This is a genomic window from Pseudarthrobacter raffinosi, from assembly GCF_023913735.1.
GTDB lineage: Bacteria > Actinomycetota > Actinomycetes > Actinomycetales > Micrococcaceae > Arthrobacter > Arthrobacter raffinosi.
This window is the reverse complement of sequence record NZ_JAMXBH010000004.1, coordinates 1-19129: the sequence shown is the minus strand read 5'-3', so window position 1 is coordinate 19129 and position 19129 is coordinate 1. Positions and strand designations below refer to the sequence as shown.

Below are 19129 nucleotides of genomic sequence, written 5' to 3'. Positions count from 1 at the left end.
GTCGGATCGGGGAAAGTAGTTCTTGCCAGCCCACGTGAGCCTGGCATTGGCAGCCGGCCCGCTGGGGGGCGGCTGGCCCGCCTGGGGGTGGGCAACCGTCACAAAGGGACTTATTCTCATGGGCATCAGCATGAAAACCACTTCAGGCAAGATTCTGGCTTCCGTCGCTCTGGTCGGCACCGCCGCGGCCGTTGCAGGCATGGGCACCTACGGTGCCTTCACGGGGACCACCACCACCGTAGACCAGCAGGTGACCGCAGGAACCGTCGACATCGACCTGACGGATCCGGGCACTCTTAACGTTGCCGTAGCCGGCCTGCTGCCGGGCGATTCCGTGGAAAAGTTTGCCACGCTGAAAAACACGGGCAACTCGACCCTGAACACGGTAACCCTGACCACCAACGCCGCTGTCTCCTCGCTGCTGACAACGGATGCAACCAACGGCCTGCAGGTGACCATCGACGCGTGCAACGTTGCCTGGACCGTGGTTGCGGCCGCTCCGGACACCTGCTCCGGCACGCAGACCGCCGTCCTCGCCAACGGCTCCATCATCGGCACCGGCAAGGCACTGGCCAACCTCGCATCAGTGACTGCGGGCTCGTCCGACCGACTGAAGATCACCACCTCGCTGCCCACCAGCGCGGATAACACCTTTCAGGGCCTGACCAGCACCATCGGCTTCACTTTCGACGCCACGCAGCGCACCGCCGCGGTCAGGTAACCCAAGACTTGGCGGTGTCATGAAAGCCAGCGCCGCCAAGCAGTACCTCCTGACCCCCGTCCGGACTCCCCTTAGGGCTGGTAGTGATGAGCGCAGTAACTGAAATTCCGACGGCGGCGCCGCGCGGCGCCGGGACCACCATCGCCGCGCGCCCCCGGGCTGGGGTCCGGACGGGCAAGCGACCGCGCCTTAAGGCAGCACTGCGAAGGACGGTCAGCGTCCTCACCTCCGCGATTTTCGTCGCGACAGTGGCAGCGTTCCTGCTCCTGGCCGTCGGTCCGCGGGTCTTTGGCTACCAGACGTCCACCATGCTCACGGGGTCCATGGCCCCGCTGATCAACCCGGGCGATGTGGTCGTCACCGTCCCCACACCGGTCAACGGGATCAGGGTGGGCGACGTCATTACCTACAGCATCCCTGTGGAAGACCACCGGGTGGAGACCCACCGGGTCACGGAGCTCTTCGCCAACGCGGCCGGTACGATTGCGGTCCGCACCAAGGGGGACGCCAACACCGGCGTGGATCCCTGGACCGCCACCTTCAACGCCGCCACTGTTGACCGGCACGTCCTGACCGTCCCCTCTGTGGGCCAAGCCATCCGCACCCTGCGCCAGCCGGTTGTCCTGAACACCATGATGTACGGGGCGCCGGCCGTCCTGGTGATCGGGCTGCTGGCCTCCATCTGGCGCAGGGATCCGGAACCCGCCGCCAGTGAGTAGGCCTGGCGCAGGTTCGGCGGCGGCCACCGGTCTGACGCTGTGCCTGCTTCTGGGCCTGACCCTGGCCCCCGCCGCCGACGCGGCCTTCACCGGCAATGGTGGTGCGGCCACGAGCTACTCAACGGCATCCATACCGATGCCAAGCGCCGCGTCCTTTCCGGCATCCGCCAGCTGCTCAAAGGTCAGTGGCATGTACCATGTCAGCATCTCGATTACGGGCACGGGCAACGTGCAGTACGCGAACTACTACGAGATGGTGGTCCGCAACCCGGCCGGTGCCGTCCAGTTCACGGGCAACCTGAGCAACTCGCTGGAGCGAACCTACACCACCCAGGTCAGCGTCGGCGCCGGCAAGGGCAACTGGATCTACGAGATCCGCGCCAAGTATAAAGTCCCCTCAACCACCAATGTCTGGAGCGGCCAGCCACTCGCCCGGACATTGATCTGCAATTAGCAGCCGAGTTGCTCTGCGATCATCCGGACCGTCCCGGATTCGCCCCTGATGCGCTGCAGCAAGGTCACCCCGTGGACGGGATGTCGGTTCAGTAGTTCCGCCGGTGCCGCAACCGCGGAAGCACAACGGCAAACACACCAGCTGCAGCAAACCCCAGCAGACCGGTGGCCGAGACTCCCGCACCGAGGGTGGTCAGCGCCGTCACCCCGGAGAGCAAAACGGGCCCGCCGGTTGATCCTGCGTCGGCGATGAACCGCCACAGCCCCAGGAACTGGCCGCGGCCGCGGTCGGGCGAGAAGTCGGCACCGAGGGTCATGATCAGGCCGGAGCTGATGCCGTTCCCGAAGCCGATAAGCAGCGACGCCAGCAGCAGCCCGCCAAAGGACGCAGACAAAGGGATGAGCAGCATCGCGATGCCCATGATGATGGTGGACGGGATGGCCACGAACAGCCTGCCGCGGCGGTCCATCACCTTGCCGGCCGGGTAAAACACCAGCATGTCGATCGCCCCGGACACTCCGTAAATCACGGAAGCCTGGGCCGGATCCATGCCCAGATGGTCCGCCCACAGCGGGATGACCACCTGGCGGGACGCGCGCAGCGCGCTGAGCAGCAGGACCCCCACACCCAGCGTCAGGAACACGCGGGCATGCGAAACCGCCACATTCCGCAGCGTCGGCTCCGGACCCTTGTGGCCGCCGTCGGGCGCTGGCGGGACCACCAGGTCCGGGATGGTTACCGCCAGAACGGCGGCGGCCGCCATGCCCACCACCCCCACCCAGTACGCTCCGGCGATCCCGGCGAACTGCATCACCCCGGCACCAATGAACGGCCCGATGAAGACGCCGATCCGGCTGACCCCGCCCAGCGTCGACAGCGCCCGCGCCCGGAACTGGACGGGCACCGCCTCGGTGAGGTACTTCTGCCGCGCCAGGCTGAAGACACTGGCGGCCATCCCGACGACGGCCATCGCCACCGCGAGCAGCCACAGTCCATTGGGAATCATGGATGACATGGCGGCGGCCGCGAGCGCCAAGGCACCCACAGCCGCGGCGCCGACGATGGACCAGCGTTCGCCGAACTTGAGCGTGATGAGGGAGGCCGGCAGGTTGAAAAACCACGAGCCGAGCCCGATCAGGGTGACGATCAGCGCGGAGACCGCCACCGAGGCGCCGAGGTCACGGGCGGAGAGGACCACCACCGGGAGGACCGCGCCTTCGCCGATGCAGAACAGCAGCGCCGGCCCGAACGCGGGTATGGCGATGCTTCGGAAGTTGAACGGCTGTGGGGTTCCTGGCGAAGTCATCAGATTTATCTTATGCCGCGGGAAATTCGCCAGCTTTTAGGGGGTCACAAGCGGCCCCGCGAGGACTAACGTTTGCCTTGTGGGGCGCTTCCGCCTGCCCCTCTCAGCCAAGGAGGTCTCATGGGTGAAGTGTGGATCCGCACCATCAACAACGGTTTGGTCCGGGCCGACAAAGTCACGGAAATCGCATCCACCCGGGGGTCCCTTCATGAGGACCAGGGTTTTGCGCTGAAGGTCATCGTGGACGGCAAGGCCCACGTCGTCATTGACGACGGCGGTCTTCCGGGCACGCTTCCCGAACGGCTGGAACACGCGCAGCATCTGGAGGATGCCCTGCTGTTCGCCCTCGACGAGGCCCGCGAAGCCGATTCATCCATGGTGGTCTTCTTCGATCCGGAGAACGACCGCTGGGCCCTCGCCGCGGCGGCGGAATTGGCCGGCGGGATTCCCGCCGTCGGATAACCCCCGACGGCGGCCCTCCTTCAAGCGCGTTGTGGCGCCCGTTCGCGCTAAGAAGAGGGCGTGCTAAAGGGAGTTCGCGCTAAGGGCGTGGGTCAGGCTGCGGCGTGGCTGAACTCGGTGGCCTTGGCGGTGACACGGCGGGGCGCGAGGATGCTCAGCGTGCAGTGAGTTTGCTGCGGGTCGATCCTGGCGGGCAGGTGATGGGTCTCGGAGCAGGCCTGCAGCTGCCGCAGGGCTTCGGGATCGACGCGGGCGTTCCGCACGTCCAATTCCAGGTCCAGGTTGTGCTTCAAGGCGTTGGCGCGTTTCACCACAACGTAGAGGGCCTGGATGCTGTGGATGGTGACGTGGCCCTTGGCGAGAACCTGGGCCTTCGCGTGGTCGAGATCTACACGGACAAGAATGCTGAGCTTTTCGGACAAGATAATCATGCCTTCCTTGCGTGGCTGCGACGCTGCAGCCGGGGAGGCCGCTACGCTGCGGCCAATGGCCGCGCCTCTGCAGCCTCATTCAGCGTAGGCAACGAATGTGATCTGCGCAACATTTGAGCTCAGATATGTCGCGCACCCCAAGCGCGCACTCGGGACTACCTGGGCCGGTACACGTCGGCTCGGTGGTCGACCCGCAGGATGCTGATGCTGTTGTGTTCCTCATCAATGGAGTGCAGGACGCGGTAGGGGCCACGCCTGGCCGAGTGGAAGCCGGCCAGGTCCCGCTCCAAGGCCCTGCCTACCCGCTGAGGGTTTCTGGAGAGGTCGCCGTAGGCGAATGCGATGATGGCCGGCAGTATCCGGGGAGGCACGGACTGCAGGTCCCGGCGTGCGGTGGGCGAGAAAATGACCTCATATGCCACCGGGGCTCAGCCCCGGTGCCTGGGCACACCGAACTCAGCCCGGATCTGCTCACCCAAAAGTAGGTAGCGCTAAGTGTCGTTTTGAGGGCTCAAAACGACACTTAGCGCTACCTAGTTGGGAAGGAGGCGGGGGAAGGGGAAAGCTACCGGTACCCGTCCACGATCGACGCCGCGATTTCCTTGTACGCCCGCCGTGTCTCGGGCTTCAGCACGTCCAGGGTGACCAGGTCGCCGTCGGCCACACCGCGGTCATGCGGGACGGCGATCAGCTGGCGGCAGATCCCGGCGAGGTGTTCCTCGATGGCGTCCTTGTCCACGCGGGAGGAGACCTCATCCTTGTCCGTGATGACAACGACGGCGTTCCGGGCCAGGTCCTCGTACCCGTGGCTCGCCAGCCAGTGCAGGGTGCTGCGGGCACGCTTGGCCCCGCTCACCGCATACCCCGCGGCGATGATGATGTTGTCCGCCGACTGCAGGATCCCGCTCATGGCGTTGTGCGTCACGCCGGTGCCGCAGTCGGTCAGGGCCACGGAGTAGTAGTTGGAGATGAGCTTGCGGATCCGCAGGTATTCGGCGGCCGTCAGCGAGTCGGAGACCTCCGGGTCCTGCTCCCCCGCGATCAGGTGCAGCCGGCCGGCGTGGTGCATGTACCGGGCCAGGGCGGTGAGCGAGTCAACGCCCTCGATGTTCGCCAGCAGGTCCGTGATGGTGCGCGGGCTGGCCTGCTGGTAGATGCCCTCGCCGAGGGCGCGCTCCACGAGGTCGCCGGAGTCCGGGTTGGCGTCGATGGCGCAGGGCGGGTCGCCGCGGAATTCGGCCAGCGTGAGGCCCACGCCCACCGTGGTGGAGGTTTTGCCGATGCCGCCCTTGAGGCTCAGCACCGCCGTGTTGTAGCTGCCCTGCAGCTGGCGGGAGATGCGGCGGCCCAGTTCGTCCTCCTCGCGCTGCTTGGCGCTGGGGCCCATGTTCCAGGCCCCGCCCGTGAGCGAGTAGAGGGCGCCGCGGACGCCGCCCACCGGCCGGGGCTTCTGCTCCTTGACGAACAGGCCCGGGGAGCTGATGAAGTCGGGCATGGGGCTGTCGGCGATGATGTCCGCGGTGGTGGGGCGGATGCGCCGGAACGCCGGTGCCGGCTCCGGTGCTTCCTCAGGAAGGTACGACGACGGCGGCGCGGCTTCGTCGCCGTCGTACGCCAATGCGGGGGTGCCATAGTCCGGCTCGGCCGGCTGCCCGTCCTGCGGCGTCGACTGCGGCAGCGGGGTCACCGGCGGCCTGGCGGGCCGGCGGGTGGGCGCCGGGACAGAGCTGATGGGGGCAGAGGTGATGGGGGCAGAGGTGATGGGGGCAGAGGGTGCGGGACTGGCTTGGTCGGCGGCGGCCGCCGCCTCCGCCCAGGAACTGCGGCGCGGAACTGGGGTGCCGGCGTCGGGGGTGCTCGAAAGGTCTGGCGTTACGGCTGGCATGGTTCCTGTCTGGGCATCCGAAAGCGCACCGTCGGCGCGACGGAGGTCACGGCGTCGCCGGGGCGGTTGCGGTAGCCCTGCATCTTCTGCGATGGGGCGTGCGTTCTGATCCGCCGGATCGGGCATGTCTGTCTCCCCAGGACTTTCGGCACAAGGTTCTGCGGCACTTTACGGACTGATTCAATCAGTAAGTCTAGGCGCTGGGGCGGAATTGCGAGGTTAGCCGCGGGTGAGCGCGGCAATCACCACGGCGCCGGTGAGGACCAGAAGCACGGCCAGGATGGCGTAGGCCTGCCATTTGGGGCGGCCCTTATGCGGGTTGATATCGATATAGGGCATGGCTAGCTGCGGATACTTCTCGTGGCGGTCACCCGCACTGCGCGTCGCTTCCGGCGCAGCACGTGGTACATCGCAGAGAAGGGAATCAGCAGTGTGCCCAACAGTGCGCACAGCGCCAGGACATAGTCAATGAGAGCCACAACCGTCTCCGAACGTTAGAGTGATCCCCCATGCGATCAGAGGTCACGCTATCGGTCCGTCACGGGATTGACAAATCGCGTCATTGACGCGGCGCGCTGGGCATGCTTCCGGTCACCAGATGGATCCCTCCGGACAAGATTGATTTCCGTCTCGCAGCTGTTCCTAACGGCCGGCGCGCGGACGAGACGGCCACCAGAATGAAGATCAGCAGCCAGAAAATTCCGACGAAGTGCTGGCGTTGTAAGGGCTATATGGTTCCGGGCATCAGAAAGCCGGAGATCATCATCGCGAGCTGATCTCCGGCTTTCTGCACGGGATGCGTCTGGAGCTATTCCCCAGCGCTCCTCCTAGCTAGGCCGCAACGAAGAGTCGAATGGCTCGCTGCGCATCGATGGCGGATCCGTCAGCCATCTCGAAGAAGTAATTACACTGCCATTGCTGGGATTTTTTCGCCTGCCGATTCGTCGTTGCTGACCATGGCGGATAGACGCGGAATCCTCGCTTGCCTCCGGCGCCGCCCACGGACACGACGCCATGCTTGACGAGCGCCGCCTTCGGAAACGCGAATGCTCCGACTCGGGAATCCTCCCGCACGCAGACCACTAGCATGTCGGGGTCCTCCTCAGCAGCCAGAGGTTCGGTCGACCCACGGAGAGAGCGCCGCCACACCGTCACGAACAATCCCACCTTCGTCGGGGTCAGCTTGCCGACCCGGAACCGAACCGGAGACCGACCGATTTCCGAGATCGCGGCACCGTACTCAGCGTTGTCGGCCTCGACTATGGCGGGCGAACAGACGAGGGCGAGGCCGCCGAGAACCCTCATCACCATGGCGACATCCGGATGGACCTGAACAGCAGACATAGAACTCCCATCGAAACGAATCCCCGACAGGAACGACGGGGCAGTGCATGAAAAGCTCAGCCCTCATGACCCGGCCAGGATGATGCAGTAGTCATCGCTGAGCAAGGCGGCGGTGGCGGCCCTGACCACGGTGCCGAGTGAATGTTATCGCCCTCGCCGGTTCGCCTTGTTCGCCCGGCGATAGGATGAAAGTGTCCCGCCGGCATGGGCCGGCGGACCGGCCATGGATAGGAGAGCCATCATGGGTTTAGGTGACAAGATCAGGCACGCCGCCGAGAAAGCCGGCGGCAAGGGCAAGGAAGCCGCAGGAAAGGCCACCGGCAACGAAAGCCTCAAAGCCGAAGGCAAGACCGACCAGACGAAGGCCGGCCTGAAGCAGGCCGGGGAAAAAATCAAAGACGCCTTCAAGAAACACTGACCCGAAACCCGGGGCCCGGAGCCTTCCCGGCCTGGCCCCGGGCCCCGCCCGGCACGTCCGGGGGAACCAAAGAAGGGACCACCTCATGAATGCTGAACCGCTTCCGCCGTCGGAGCCGGTGCACGGCCCCGGGCCCGCTCCGGCCGTTGCGAATCGGCCGGCAGTAACCCGCTCAGGCATGATCTGGGTGGCCACCGTGGCCACCCTGATGCTGCTGATCCTGCTCATCGCCTTCATCGTGCAGAACCAGGACAACGTCAGGGTCAGGTTCTTTGGCCTGGACGGGACAATTTCCCTGGGCATGGCCCTGTTTATCGCCGCCGTCAGCGGCGGGGTCCTGGTCGCCGTGGCAGGCGCCGGGCGGATCATCCAACTCAGATCCCACCACCGCCACGAACAGATCCCACCGCAAACAGCCTGAGAGCGACCCTCAGTGCGAATTCAGGTTGCCTGTTCCCTCGCGCCCCTGCCCGCGCGCTCCTCATACACAACGCGGCGCCTAGAATTCGGCCATTTCACTTCCTTGCTTCTCTCGGCGTCCCGACAGAACCAAGGAATGGAGAAGGCGCCCTAGGGCAGCAGCCGCTCACCGGTTGAGCGCGAACACCACCACCGCTGCCGTGGCCACTGCCAGGGCGGCCAGCGCAACGTAGGAAACCGCCTGAAGTCGGCGACGGCGGAGCTCGCTCCGTGTGTCGCGCGCGTACTGTGGACCCCCATACTTACCCATGCCGCAAGGCTATGAACACAGGCTCAAGGTTTGCTCAAGTCGCTCCAAATGTGACCTCCATGGCCGCCGGAGGCGCGATGCGGTTGACTGTCCAGATGGACTCCCACGGGTTTGCCGATCTCACCAAAAAGGACGTAACGCCCGACGCCGGGACGGTCGCCGCTGTGCGTCCCGCCGGTACTGGGACGACGACGACGGGCCTGCACCTTCCGGGCATTACCTCGCCGGGGTGACGGTCCTGCCGGCGTGGCGCAGGCGCGGGGTGGGCGCGGCGCTGACGGAGGCTCGGTTGCGGTGGGTCTGGGCCCGGGCGTCGGAGGCCTGGTACGTGGTCAATGCGGACAACCTCGTGTCCATCGAGCTGCACCGCCGCTGGAACTTCACCGAGATGGCCCGCGGGCCACGGTTCCACACCACCACATTCACGGGCGGGCTGGGCCTTCTGATGTGTGCCGCGGCGCCCGGAACGCCATCGCCACAGACCACGCGCGGCGGTAGAATCCGGTCATGGCCCAGGCTGCAGGGCACCCCACCATGTCGTTCGGCGACGCGATCCTCGCGGGCTTCCGGCAGTATGCCGAGTTTGGGGGCCGCGCCGGCGTGGCCGAGTTCTGGTGGTTCATCCTCTTCGTGACACTGGTAACCAGCGGCCTTGGCGCCCTGAACGTGGCCACCCCCAACGGGGTGATCGGTGTCGGTTCCAGCCTTGCCTCGCTCTGGGTGATCGGCACGATGATCCCCACGCTCGCCGTCGGCGTCCGCCGCCTCCGTGATGCCGGCCGCCGGTGGGAGGAGCTCTTCTGGCTGCTCATCCCGATCGCTGGCCTGATCGTTATGGCCATTCGTATGTCGGAGCCGTCCAAGGCGTAGCCCTGTGAAGGCCGTCAGGCCTACAGAACAACAACAGGCTCGTAGTGCTCCACGGTGGGAAACGGCGAATAGAAATGATGCAGGAGCGCGCGCCATTCCTGATATTCAGCCGATCCCCGGAAACCCTCGGTATGGTCCTCCAGCCGCGCCCATTCCACCAGCAGCAGGTACGTGGATGAATTCTCGATGCAGCGTGAAAGCGTGAGGCCCTGGAATCCGGGCATGGAGCCAATGATCGACTTCGCTTTGCTGAAAGCATTCTCGAATTCTGCCTCCATGCCGGGCCGGACGGAGAGCAGTGCATGTTCTGTGATCACCCAACAATCATGCCGGACAGCGCGGGAAGCAATGCTAAGTTCGAAGTGGCATACATCACTTCAGTTGATGAATCCCCGTTCGCCCGGTGCAGGGACGTCTGGAGTTGCCGCTGTAGCCACGCGGCGGCCGGAATGCACGGAGCGAAAGAGAGCCAGCCATGGCCGCCTCGCATTTCAGCCAGTTCCTTGATCAAGCCACCAGTCTGTCCAGCCGCCCCGCAGCCGCATGACGGCGCCCATCCATCCCCATGGGCCCGGAAATAGCCGGCCCGAAGGGCCAGCTGGCGGCGGTCCGGTTGCCTGCGTCCGCTGCGGCGCCGACGGCGGGCTGACGCTGCACTCCATCACCGCCGTCAGCCCGCCGTCGGACGTCCTGGTGGAGGTGGGGTATTCCTGCGACGCCTGCAACCTCCACTATGTCGGGCGGGCGGATGTGGCTGCTGTGGCTGCAGTTTTTAGCCGGCTCCACAGCCCCAAGGGCGTCCTGGTCTTCGGCGGGCACTACGTCCACTGCGAGCAGCCGATGCACAAGATCGGCTCGAAGGTGCGGAGCCTTAGCGCCCGGGGCTTTTCGGACGGGCCGCCGGAGGACGCGTCGGGTGTGTCCCTGACGGCTCAGGTTCTGCGTTGTTCCTGCGGCTTCCATATGGACGTGCCTGAATAAGCGAACAACGACGGCGCGCCCTACTGCAGCGGCCGTGTCTCCTGCAGGCGCTTGATGAACCAGCGTGTTCGCTGTCCGGCCCGCGTAGGCCGGTTGCTACTTGGTGGCGTTGGGGTGATGCGTGTGCACATCAACTGAGCAGACGGTTTGCCCGTCGACGTAGAACCAAAGCCGTGCACCGCCGGGAAGTTCGTGCTGCCAGCGGCCGAAGTGCCGAACTGAATTTCGAACTCTGCCTTCTTGAGGGGCCGTGGTACGCCGGATCTCATAGCGCTCATGTAGTGCGCGGGTCGGCAACTGCCGTGGGCTCGATCCAGTCCAACTGGTCATCGGGGGTGTAACCGGCGCTAATGGCCTCCGCGGTGGATCGCCAGGCCCGAAGTGCAACCAATGCCTTGTCGAACCTGCCGACGGAGGCACATGCGCGGGTGATGGCGACAATTTCGCGTGCGAAGGCGGCCTCGTCTGCCTCGCTGAGGAATGCAATCCAGGGGAAGGGACCGCGGAGCCGCTCCACAAACGGAACCTGCGGATCTCCCAAAGACGCGGTCACGAGGTGAGCCGCCAGCTCTGCCCCTTCGTGTATCCGGTCGAACTCGGGGGATGTCAGAAGAACGAGGGGTTCCCCATCGCGGCGGGTGATCCTAACGGGCCCTTCCTCGCCGCCTTGAAGACGTTCGCCGAATTGCGGGATAGCTCGGAGGACTGGGCGGTGCGTGAAATGGTGGGGCTGGACATACCTTCATTATTCGGAACGTGTTCTGAATAATGAAGGGCCTCGGGGCTAGTGCAGCGGCCGCGTCTCCTGCAGGCGCTTGATGAACCAGCGTGACTGCTCCGGGCCGTAGGGCAGCACGGGGATGGCCTTGGTGGCGTCGGTGGGGGTTTCGCGGATGGACTGCTGGGCCTGGCGGACGGCGGTGGTCATGGTGTTGGCCATGGTCTTGACGAACTGGTCACTGCAGGGCTGGCCGTGGCCGGGGATCAGGAACTCGTAGCGGTGGCGCAGGGCGGAGATGTGGCGCAGGCTGTCGGCCCATTCCTCCGGGTAGGAGTCCTCGAAGGACGGGTGCGCGCCCTGCTCCACGAGGTCGCCCACAAAGAGGGTGGTGGGCGTGCCCACCAGGAGGTCGCCGTCGGTGTGGCCGCGGCCCAGGTAGAAGAGGGTCACGGTGATTCCGCCCAGGTCCACCAGCACGGGCTGGTCCTTGACGATGGCGTTGGGCACCACGAGTTCCACATTCTCGCCCTCGCCCGTGGACATCTCCGGCTCCAGCGTTCCCACGAACCGGCGCTGCAGGTCCCCGTGGTCGTCGATCTCCTGGGCGCAGTTTTCGTGTGCCCAGAACTCGGTGGCGCCGTCGGATGCGAACACGGCGTTGCCGAAGAAGTGGTCGTAGTGCGCGTGGGTATTGACCACCACCAGGGGCAAAGAGGTCTTCTCCCGCACCGCGTCCAGGATCTCGCGCCCCTGCCGCGGCCCGCAGCCGGTATCGACCACCATGGCACGCTCGGAGCCCACAATCAGGCCGGTGTTCAGCAGTGATCCTTCGGTGACCAGCACGTAGTTGTCCGCGCCGACGTCGAGCCATTCTGACATTGTTTCTCCGTACCTCCGGAAAGCGACTGCGTTCTTGGCCCCGATTCTACCCGCGGGGCCTTGGAGTTTCCGGGATGCGGGACGCGGTCCGGGCCGCATGTGGAGATCCACATTCCTAGCCGGGATTTCGCCATAAATCCATCGAACTGCGTAACATCTCGCTATGCAGACAAAACAACACGCGTGCTTCTGTGATCACTGCGGCAGGATCACGAACCACGTGACCCACTATGTAAAGGCCGAAGGCGGTGGCCAGCTGATCGCGACGGTGCAGTGCGCTGAGCATGCAGAGGAAGCCGTCTGACGCTGAGGTGCACAGCTCGCCTAGGCACAGTCCATAGCGGACTAGACGGCCTCGCCTAGTCCGCTATAGACTTTTCTCGTGATGAAGCGCCGGGAACTCCTGAACCAGCTCAAGCAGACCGCAAAGGACCTCGACGTCGAGTACCCCACCGAGGAAGGCGGCAGGCACACACGCGTGAACGTCGGCGATAATACGACGTTTGTGCCGCGCCACAATGAAATCGGCGAGAAGCTCGCCAAGCAAATCATGAAGCAGGCCAAGGGAGAGGACACCAAATGAAACTCGAAGTAACGGCCAGCCGGGACGGCCGGTTCTGGTACGTGGAATCCACCCAAATCGACGGGCTTACCACTCAGGCCCGCACCGTCGCCGAGATCCCCGAAATGGTCCGCGATTTGGCGGCCATGATCACGGGACGCCCCGAATCCGACTTCGACGTCGAGGTCACCTTCGACACGCCTGAAGTCGCAGCCCACCTCCGCCAAGCGCGTGAGCTAGCTGCCAGGTCCGATGAGCTGAAGGCGGCATCAGCCAAGGAACGCCACGAGGCGGCCATGGTCCTGAAGCGGCAAGGTGTCACCGTCCGCGACATCGGCGCGGTACTTGGCGTCTCACACCAGCGAGCGCAACAGCTCGTCACCCACTGACCGCGCTACGACCGTTCGGCTCCGGCCCATCATCCGCAAGAAAGGCATCGGGCGTGTGCGCCTCGATCTCTCAACTACCGATGCGACGAGGCGTTCCGGCGTCACTTTGCCCTCTCGTTCGACGGCGGGGGGACGGCGGTTCTCCGCGTCCCGTTCACCTGCACTAAGTTTGTCCGCGTCGCCTCCCTACTGCGCCCGGCGCCTGAAATGCTCTTCGACGAACCGCCCTCTTCTGGTGTGCGGATGTACCCAGACTTCACCGGGCAGCCCTGCCGGGCCGCCTGCCGCAAGGTCGATGGTGGTTGGGCTGCTGTCGTACAGGTCCGTGGCGCGAGCCCGGCGCTCTCCCTCGAAGGCTTTCGCCATAAAGTCCAGCGCGTCGGGGCTGACACCGCATGCAAGTGCGTCTTCGCGCCAGTGCGAGACGGCCTCATCCACGATCCGGATTCGCTGGACCGCTTCATGCCGGGTCAGCCTGACCGACCTGGGCATCCCGGTCATCCGTCCTTGAAGTGGTTCCACTCGTTCATCCCTGGCCGCGGTGGTCGCTGCTTCGCATCCGTGCGGCCACGATGATGCCGGAGAGCGCAGTCAGGCCGGCGACGACGGCGACGGCTGCCGGGATGCCGTAGGCGTCGGCGATGATGCCGGAGAGCAGGGCGCCGACGGCGAACCCGCCGTCGCGCCACAGCCGGTAGATGCCCACTGATCTGGCCCGCCATTCGGGGTGGGCGACATCGCCGATCGCTGCAAGCAATGTGGGGTAGACCATGGCGGTGCCGGCACCGAGCAGGACGACGGCGGCAAGCCAGGTTCCGAAGTCATTTCCGAGGGCGACCATACCGAGCGCCAGGGCTTGGACGAGCATGCCTCCGGCGATCAGCGGTTTGCGCCCGATCCGGTCCGAGAGGGCGCCGGTGATCAGTTGACCGGCGCCCCAGACTGCCGGGTAGACGGCGGCGAGGATGCCGATGCGTTCGATGCTGAGCCCTGCGGCGGCGAACAGGACAGGGAACAGGCCCCAGGCCAGGCCGTCGTTGAGGTTGTTCACCATCCCGGCCTGGCTGACGGAGGACAGGGACTTGTCCCGGAAACTGGTCAGAGTGAACACCTCACGGTTGCTCAGCCCGGCATGGCTGCCGGCGTGGACCGGAACGTGCCCGGCGGCTTCGGCTTTGGCGTGGTGGTGTGTTTCGCCGATGGTCAGCACGGACAGGCCAAGGCCGACGGCGATGAAGGCAGCGCCGAGCAGGAAGGGCCCGGGGCGCAGTCCGTAGGAGGAAGCGATGTAACCGGTGGCCAGTGCGGTGCCTGCGACGCCGAGGTAGCCGGCCGCTTCATTCAGCCCCATTGCCAGGCCGCGGCGTTCGGGACCCACGAGGTCCATTTTCATCATCACGGTGGTGGACCAGGTCAGGCCCTGGCTGATGCCCAGAACCACGTTGGCTGCCACGATCCAGCCCCAGGAAGGCCCGAAGATCAGCAGGAGGGGCACCGGGAGGGCGATGAGCCAGCCGGCGACCAGGACCGGCTTGCGGCCGTAACGGTCCGAAAGGGTCCCGGCGAAGTAGTTGGTCGCGGCTTTGGCCAGACCGAACGCCAGGATATAGGTCAGGGCGGAGGTGTACTCATCGAGGTGGAAGACCTGTCCGGCGAGCAGCGGCAGCACGGTGCGTTCCTGGCCGAGGGTGCCGCCAACCAGGGCGTTGACCGCGACGAGGAGCATGAACTGCGCCAGGTTCTGCCGCAGTCCCAGCGTGATGACCTCGGTTGTCCGAGGCTGCTGGCGGGAGGCGGTGTTGCCTAAGGCCATTGGCGGATCCTGTCAGTGTTAGGGGTGCCGGTCAGCGGGCTTGGACGGTGGCCATCATGCCTTGGTCTTCGTGGTCCAGAATGTGGCAGTGGATCACGGTGCGGCCGGCGAAGTCGTCGAAGGCCACCCGGACTTTCACTTGGCTGCGGGCGGGGACGTTGACCACGTCCTGCCATTTTGGCCTGGTCACGTCGCGGTTGCCGTCCTGGACGATCTGCATGGGCCACACATGCAGGTGGATGGGGTGGTCCATGGGGCTGGAGTTGGTCAGGGTCCACTCCTCCACGGTCCCGGCTGCGGCCGTCTCGTCGAGCCGTTCGGGGTCGAACTCCCGTCCGTTGATGGTGAAGGCCATCATGGTGCCCTGTCCGCTGCCCATTCCCGCGCCCATGTTTCCATTCATGCCCATGGCGAAGTTCAGGGTGCGGGCGGCGGTGACCGGTTCGTTCCGTAGATCGCGCAGGGGCCGGCCCTCGGGCACGGGCCCGGGGTCAGTGCCCGCGCTTCCCGAGACGGCCAGGGTGAGCAGTTCGACCGGGCCGCCACCGGATTTGTTGTCGCCCCTCATGGCCCCGCCCATCATGGCGTTCATGCTGCCGCGGTCCAGGGCGCCAGCCGTGAGGGCGGCGGACCCGTCGCGGGTTTCCACGAGCAGCTCTACGCGGTTGCCGGGGGCGAGAACCACTTCGGTGACGTCCTCTGGGATCGGCAGGCGCCCGAGGTCCCTGCTGAGCAGCCGGACCTGCTGTCCGTCAAGTGCCAGGCGCAGGTACCGGGAGGGGCAGGCGTTGATGATCCGCCACCGCTCCCGTTCTCCGGGCGCGGCGCGCAGTTGCGGGCGGAGTTGCCCGTTGACCAGGACGATCTCTCCCTCACGTCCCATCATCTGCTGCAACTGGTCCACCTCGGCGAGATTGCCGGCAGCGTCGAGGGACAGGTCGGAGACCACCAGCACCCGCTCCCGGGTGACCGGAACCGGGTCGGGGTCCTCCACCACGATGGCCCCGTAGAGGCCGGCAGCGACCTGGTCGGCGGCGTGCCCGTGGCGGTGCGGGTGGTACCAGTAGGTACCAGGCGGGTGGTCCTCGGGCAGGGTGAACTCGTAGTCGAAGGACCCGCCCGGGTCAATGCTTACGAACGGGTTGTCACTGTTGCCCTGTGGGGAGACGTGCAGTCCGTGCACGTGCAGGTTCGTGGGAGCCCGCAGCCCGTTGCGCAGTGTGACCCGGATCGTGTCGCCCGCGCGGACCCGCAGGGTCGGACCGGGCAGTGAGCCGTTGAACGCCTGGACGGAGGCATCCCGCCCGCCGACCCGGACCCGTGCCGGCGCGGCGGTCAGGTCCAGCTCCAGCACCCGGTCGCGGCTGGCCAGCACCTGGGGTTCGGTCAGGCCCTCACCCCCGGTGTATCCGGGTCCGTTGCCGGTGGTCAGCCACAGCCCTGCGCCGCCGGCAGCCGTAGCGCCGGCCCCGACCGCACCCAGTGCCAGCAGCTGGCGGCGTGTCAGCGGCCTCACCGGCCGTCCTCCTCCAGTATCCGTCGCCGTTCCTGGTATTCCTCGGTGCTGATCTCCCCGCGGGCGTAACGCTCCTCAAGGATCTCCTTGGCCCGGGCAGGGCCCGCACCCGTGCGCGGTGGTCCCTGCCCATCGGTGGGCGCGTTACCGCCGGCGTTGCGGGTGAAGGCTTTGACCAGCACCACGGCGAGCGTGACCCCGCCTGCGATCAGCAGAAGCCAGAAGATCCAAGCAAGCCCCATCCCGCCCATATCAAAGCCGTTCATCATGAAGGGTTCCTTGTCTCTTTCGTACACGGCCAGGCCGTTCCTGACCGCAGGTTATCCGGGACGCGCTGATGCCGGTGGTTCTAGGCCCTGGCTGACTGACGGGAGTTCTGCCAGGCGTCCCAGGCGGCGTAGCTGCCGTCGAGTTCGACGACGTCGTACCCGGCGCGGCGCAGGGCGCTGGCCGCGACGGAGTTCCGGACCCCGGACTGGCAGTAACTCACGATGGTTCCTTCGGCCGGAAGCTGGTCCAGGTGCCACATGGCGCGGCCGCCGCTGAGCTGGTGGGATCCGGGGATGTGCCCGGCGGTGTGCTCGGTGCGGTTGCGGACGTCCAGCACCATGGCCGCATCGAAGCTGCCCAGTTCTTCGGGCCGGATCAGGGGCGGGGTGCTGACGGGGAGTCCCTCGATGGTGGTGACGTAGCCGGCGACGTTGTCGATGCCGACCCGGACCAGGTGGTCCCACATCTCCTGCGCGGCTTCCTGGCCGTCGGCCAGCAGCACGAGCGGGTTCTTGTCGGTTTCCGGGTTCACGACCCAGGCGCCGTAGCTGGCCACGGACTTGCCGGCGGGAACGTTCAAGGAGCGGGTGACGGTGCCTTCGTGGACTTCGGTGTTGGGGCGGGTGTCGATGAAGGTGACGGTGTCCTGGGCGAGGTCCTTGGCGACGTCGGCCGGGTCCAGTTCCTGAAGCGGGGTGCGTTCGCCCATGACCGCCGGGCCTTCACGGTTTTCGCGCTTCATCCGTCCGAAGTAGGCGTGCGCGTCGGGCTGGCCGTCGAGGAGTTCGTCGATGAAGCCCTGCTCGTCGTTCGCGGCGAGGTACGGGCCCCACCAGGCGTAGAGGCGCTCGTAGCCGACGGTGGAGGAGGGGATGGCGCCGAGGGCCTTGCCGCAGGCGCTGCCGGCGCCGTGGGCAGGGTGGACCTGGACGTAGTCCGGCAGGGTCAGGAATTTGTCCCGCAGGCTGGCGAAGAGCTGTTTGGCGCCCTCGAAGCGGGTGTCGACGCCGCCGGCTGCCTCGTCGAGCAGGTCCGGACGGCCCAGGTCACCGGAGAAGACGAAGTCGCCGGAGAGCAGGTAGCCGGGCTGGTCGCTGAACGCGCCGTCTGTCACCAGGAACGACAGGTGCTCGGGGGTGTGGCCCGGGGTGTGTACGGCCTGGATGCTGATGTTGCCAATGGTGACGGTGTCGCCGTCATAGAGGCGTTCGCCGTCGAATCCGTACTGCCAGTCCGGGCCGCCTTCGCCGGAGACATAGATTTTCGCGCCCGTGGCGGCCGCGAGTTCGCGGGTGCCGGAGAGGTAATCGGCGTGGATGTGGGTTTCGGTGACCGCCACGATCTTCATGCCGTTCTTCTCGGCCAGATCCTGGTACACCGCGATGTCCCGGCGGCCGTCAACGACCACTGCGGTCCCGTTCGCCTGGCAGCCGATCAGGTAGCTGGCCTGGGCGAGGTCTTCATCGTATATGCGCTCGATAAGCATTGGTGCTCTCCTTCATGAGGGGAAGTTTGGTGTCTGTTCCTGCATCAATTCTAATACCCCTGGGGGTATGTTGCAATGCTGGGTGTGCCGGCTGTCTTTCGTTGGGATGTTAGGGGTGTTGCTGCGCTGAGCCGGCCCTGAGCTTGTCCATGTCCAGGTTCTTGACGTCCTGGATGACTTCTTCCAGGCCGGTGGCATTGAGCGCTCCGGGCTGGGAGAAGACCAGGGTTTTGTCCTTGAAAGCCATCAGGGTGGGGATGGAGGTGATGCTGGCCGCGGCGGCGAGGGCCTGTTCGGCTTCGGTGTCTACCTTGGCGAAGGTGATGTCCGGGTGCCGTTCGGCGGCGGCACCGTAGGTAGGGGCGAACATGCGGCAGGGGCCGCACCAGGCTGCCCAGAAATCAACGAAGACGATCTCGTTGTTCGCCAGGGCTTCGGCGAAGTTCTGTTCGGTGATATCGATGGTTGCCATGAGGAGGTTCGTGTCCTTCCGGATGGTGTCGTGGAGGGTTGGATGCTGATCTTCAAGCAGGAGGGTCAGGTGGTGGGGAGGCCTGCGCGGGTCCAGGCGATCATGCCGCCGGCCATGGTGTCGGCGGTGAAGCCGGCACCGTTGAGTGCGTCCGCGACGGCGGCGGACCGGTTGCCGCTGCGGCAGACGGCGATGACGGGGACTGTGGGGTCCAGCTCGGACAGTCGTGCCTGCAGCTGCCCCATGGGGATATGCAGCGCTCCCGCGATCATGCCGTCGGCGACTTCAAAGTCCTCGCGGACATCGAGGATCCGGCCAGTGGATCGGCGCTGGTCGGCTTCGTTGACGGTGATTTCAGTCATCAGTTTCTCCTTCGGATAGTTGGACTGTTGTCCTTAGCGGACGGGTTCCCCGGCCTGACGCCAGGCGCCCATGCCACCGCGCAGGGAATATGCCTCATAGCCCTTTTCCGCAAGCAGGCGGGCGGCGGAAGCGGATCGGATCCCGGACTGGCACATGGCGATCACGGGCCGGGTCTTCTGGATGCCGGCCGTGCTGGCCTGGAGGCGGTCTAAAGGAACGTGCTTGGCCTGCGGGGCCCGTCCGGAGCGCCATTCCTGGACGGTACGAACGTCGATCAGGGCGGCACCGGAGGCCAGGAGTTCCTTGGCCTCAGCGACCGTGATGGTTTTGTAGGGCT

30 protein-coding genes are annotated in these 19129 nt (G+C 65.9%); 11 read left to right on the top strand and 19 right to left on the bottom strand.

Annotated features, from left to right (window positions below; translation table 11 throughout):
- The first annotated feature begins 130 nt into the window (after positions 1 to 130).
- The 3 genes from NG698_RS04570 to NG698_RS04560 all read left to right on the top strand — a co-directional run bounded on the left by NG698_RS04570 (position 131) and on the right by NG698_RS04560 (position 1894).
- Complete coding sequence (locus tag NG698_RS04570) at positions 131 to 721, top strand: TasA family protein (protein WP_252598567.1); 591 nt, start codon at positions 131 to 133, stop codon at positions 719 to 721.
- Between the two features lie 86 nt (positions 722 to 807).
- Positions 808 to 1440, top strand: coding sequence for a signal peptidase I (locus tag NG698_RS04565; RefSeq protein WP_252598568.1), 633 nt, complete (start codon positions 808 to 810; stop codon positions 1438 to 1440).
- Positions 1433 to 1894, top strand: coding sequence for a hypothetical protein (locus NG698_RS04560; RefSeq protein WP_252598569.1), 462 nt, complete (start codon positions 1433 to 1435; stop codon positions 1892 to 1894). The genes NG698_RS04565 and NG698_RS04560 overlap by 8 nt, the downstream gene beginning before the upstream one ends.
- An 88-nt stretch (positions 1895 to 1982) precedes the next feature.
- Here the strand turns inward: NG698_RS04560 and NG698_RS04555 are convergent, their stop codons facing one another.
- The gene (locus tag NG698_RS04555) at positions 1983 to 3200 is read right to left on the bottom strand and encodes an MFS transporter (protein WP_252598570.1); all 1218 of its coding nucleotides are present in this window, start codon (positions 3198 to 3200) and stop codon (positions 1983 to 1985) included.
- 120 nt (positions 3201 to 3320) lie between these two features.
- On the opposite strand from NG698_RS04555, the gene NG698_RS04550 reads away from it, so the two are divergent.
- The gene (locus NG698_RS04550; RefSeq protein WP_252573588.1) at positions 3321 to 3662 is read left to right on the top strand and encodes a hypothetical protein; all 342 of its coding nucleotides are present in this window, start codon (positions 3321 to 3323) and stop codon (positions 3660 to 3662) included.
- Positions 3663 to 3754: 92 nt separating this feature from the next.
- Here the strand turns inward: NG698_RS04550 and NG698_RS04545 are convergent, their stop codons facing one another.
- From NG698_RS04545 to NG698_RS04525, 5 genes are all read right to left on the bottom strand, one after another.
- The gene (locus NG698_RS04545; protein ID WP_308216150.1) at positions 3755 to 4093 is read right to left on the bottom strand and encodes a hypothetical protein; all 339 of its coding nucleotides are present in this window, start codon (positions 4091 to 4093) and stop codon (positions 3755 to 3757) included.
- A gap of 155 nt (positions 4094 to 4248) precedes the next feature.
- On the bottom strand, positions 4249 to 4515 hold the full coding sequence (locus tag NG698_RS04540; RefSeq protein WP_252598571.1) for a type II toxin-antitoxin system RelE family toxin: 267 nt from the start codon (positions 4513 to 4515) through the stop codon (positions 4249 to 4251).
- A 143-nt stretch (positions 4516 to 4658) separates the two neighbouring features.
- Positions 4659 to 5978, bottom strand: a complete 1320-nt coding sequence (locus tag NG698_RS04535; protein ID WP_252608336.1) for a MinD/ParA family ATP-binding protein — start codon at positions 5976 to 5978, stop codon at positions 4659 to 4661.
- 341 nt (positions 5979 to 6319) lie between these two features.
- Positions 6320 to 6457: a hypothetical protein gene (locus tag NG698_RS04530; RefSeq protein ID WP_157769002.1), complete on the bottom strand. Its 138-nt coding sequence runs from the start codon at positions 6455 to 6457 to the stop codon at positions 6320 to 6322.
- 352 nt (positions 6458 to 6809) lie between these two features.
- Positions 6810 to 7322: a MepB family protein gene (locus NG698_RS04525; protein ID WP_252608333.1), complete on the bottom strand. Its 513-nt coding sequence runs from the start codon at positions 7320 to 7322 to the stop codon at positions 6810 to 6812.
- A gap of 241 nt (positions 7323 to 7563) precedes the next feature.
- Between NG698_RS04525 and NG698_RS04520 the strand changes: the two genes are divergently transcribed.
- The gene (locus tag NG698_RS04520) at positions 7564 to 7740 is read left to right on the top strand and encodes a CsbD family protein (protein WP_104061730.1); all 177 of its coding nucleotides are present in this window, start codon (positions 7564 to 7566) and stop codon (positions 7738 to 7740) included.
- A gap of 85 nt (positions 7741 to 7825) precedes the next feature.
- Positions 7826 to 8161, top strand: coding sequence for a LapA family protein (locus NG698_RS04515; protein WP_252608325.1), 336 nt, complete (start codon positions 7826 to 7828; stop codon positions 8159 to 8161).
- A 165-nt stretch (positions 8162 to 8326) separates the two neighbouring features.
- On the opposite strand, the gene NG698_RS04510 is transcribed toward NG698_RS04515, so the two are convergent.
- Positions 8327 to 8470, bottom strand: coding sequence for a hypothetical protein (locus NG698_RS04510; protein WP_252598575.1), 144 nt, complete (start codon positions 8468 to 8470; stop codon positions 8327 to 8329).
- Between NG698_RS04510 and NG698_RS04505 the strand changes: the two genes are divergently transcribed.
- Entirely contained in the window at positions 8469 to 9104 is a 636-nt protein-coding gene (locus NG698_RS04505; RefSeq protein WP_252598576.1) for a GNAT family N-acetyltransferase, read from the top strand. The two genes, NG698_RS04510 and NG698_RS04505, sit on opposite strands and share 2 nt — an antisense overlap.
- Entirely contained in the window at positions 9005 to 9340 is a 336-nt protein-coding gene (locus tag NG698_RS04500; protein WP_252598577.1) for a DUF805 domain-containing protein, read from the top strand. Before NG698_RS04505 ends, NG698_RS04500 begins: the two co-directional genes overlap by 100 nt.
- 20 nt (positions 9341 to 9360) lie before the next feature.
- Here the strand turns inward: NG698_RS04500 and NG698_RS04495 are convergent, their stop codons facing one another.
- Entirely contained in the window at positions 9361 to 9657 is a 297-nt protein-coding gene (locus tag NG698_RS04495) for an antibiotic biosynthesis monooxygenase family protein (protein ID WP_252598578.1), read from the bottom strand.
- Positions 9654 to 9851: a hypothetical protein gene (locus NG698_RS04490; RefSeq protein ID WP_252598579.1), complete on the bottom strand. Its 198-nt coding sequence runs from the start codon at positions 9849 to 9851 to the stop codon at positions 9654 to 9656. The genes NG698_RS04495 and NG698_RS04490 overlap by 4 nt, the downstream gene beginning before the upstream one ends.
- A 32-nt stretch (positions 9852 to 9883) precedes the next feature.
- Here NG698_RS04490 and NG698_RS04485 point away from each other — a divergent pair, with 32 nt between their 5' ends.
- Entirely contained in the window at positions 9884 to 10321 is a 438-nt protein-coding gene (locus tag NG698_RS04485; RefSeq protein WP_252598580.1) for a hypothetical protein, read from the top strand.
- A 274-nt stretch (positions 10322 to 10595) separates the two neighbouring features.
- Here the strand turns inward: NG698_RS04485 and NG698_RS04480 are convergent, their stop codons facing one another.
- Both NG698_RS04480 and NG698_RS04475 read right to left on the bottom strand, forming a co-directional pair.
- Positions 10596 to 10874, bottom strand: a complete 279-nt coding sequence (locus NG698_RS04480) for a hypothetical protein (RefSeq protein WP_252608323.1) — start codon at positions 10872 to 10874, stop codon at positions 10596 to 10598.
- Between the two features lie 231 nt (positions 10875 to 11105).
- Positions 11106 to 11921 (bottom strand): MBL fold metallo-hydrolase, encoded by an 816-nt coding sequence (locus tag NG698_RS04475; RefSeq protein ID WP_058931525.1) that lies wholly within the window; start codon positions 11919 to 11921, stop codon positions 11106 to 11108.
- 382 nt (positions 11922 to 12303) lie between these two features.
- On the opposite strand from NG698_RS04475, the gene NG698_RS04470 reads away from it, so the two are divergent.
- Together NG698_RS04470 and NG698_RS04465 are read left to right on the top strand one after the other, a co-directional pair.
- Positions 12304 to 12504 carry a type II toxin-antitoxin system HicA family toxin gene (locus NG698_RS04470; RefSeq protein WP_252608321.1) on the top strand — a complete coding sequence of 67 codons (201 nt, stop codon included), beginning with the start codon at positions 12304 to 12306 and terminating at the stop codon, positions 12502 to 12504.
- A complete protein-coding gene (locus NG698_RS04465) occupies positions 12501 to 12872 on the top strand; it encodes a hypothetical protein (protein ID WP_252598584.1) in 372 nt (123 codons plus the stop codon). The genes NG698_RS04470 and NG698_RS04465 overlap by 4 nt, the downstream gene beginning before the upstream one ends.
- Positions 12873 to 13058: 186 nt before the next feature.
- Here NG698_RS04465 and NG698_RS04460 read toward each other — a convergent pair whose 3' ends face one another.
- The 8 genes from NG698_RS04460 to NG698_RS04425 all read right to left on the bottom strand — a co-directional run.
- Positions 13059 to 13373: a hypothetical protein gene (locus NG698_RS04460; protein ID WP_252598585.1), complete on the bottom strand. Its 315-nt coding sequence runs from the start codon at positions 13371 to 13373 to the stop codon at positions 13059 to 13061.
- Positions 13374 to 13398: 25 nt separating this feature from the next.
- Positions 13399 to 14685 carry an MFS transporter gene (locus NG698_RS04455; protein WP_252608319.1) on the bottom strand — a complete coding sequence of 429 codons (1287 nt, stop codon included), beginning with the start codon at positions 14683 to 14685 and terminating at the stop codon, positions 13399 to 13401.
- 31 nt (positions 14686 to 14716) lie between these two features.
- Positions 14717 to 16201 (bottom strand): multicopper oxidase family protein, encoded by a 1485-nt coding sequence (locus tag NG698_RS04450; RefSeq protein ID WP_252608317.1) that lies wholly within the window; start codon positions 16199 to 16201, stop codon positions 14717 to 14719.
- Positions 16198 to 16470, bottom strand: coding sequence for an SHOCT domain-containing protein (locus NG698_RS04445; RefSeq protein ID WP_104063814.1), 273 nt, complete (start codon positions 16468 to 16470; stop codon positions 16198 to 16200). Before NG698_RS04445 ends, NG698_RS04450 begins: the two co-directional genes overlap by 4 nt.
- A gap of 80 nt (positions 16471 to 16550) precedes the next feature.
- Positions 16551 to 17957: an MBL fold metallo-hydrolase gene (locus NG698_RS04440; RefSeq protein WP_252608315.1), complete on the bottom strand. Its 1407-nt coding sequence runs from the start codon at positions 17955 to 17957 to the stop codon at positions 16551 to 16553.
- A 109-nt stretch (positions 17958 to 18066) separates the two neighbouring features.
- Entirely contained in the window at positions 18067 to 18429 is a 363-nt protein-coding gene (gene trxA, locus NG698_RS04435; RefSeq protein WP_252608313.1) for a thioredoxin, read from the bottom strand.
- A gap of 65 nt (positions 18430 to 18494) precedes the next feature.
- Positions 18495 to 18791: a rhodanese-like domain-containing protein gene (locus NG698_RS04430; protein WP_252608311.1), complete on the bottom strand. Its 297-nt coding sequence runs from the start codon at positions 18789 to 18791 to the stop codon at positions 18495 to 18497.
- Positions 18792 to 18824: 33 nt separating this feature from the next.
- Positions 18825 to 19129, bottom strand: a 305-nt coding sequence (locus tag NG698_RS04425) for a rhodanese-like domain-containing protein (RefSeq protein WP_252608309.1), incomplete at its 5' end; no start/stop codon positions are given.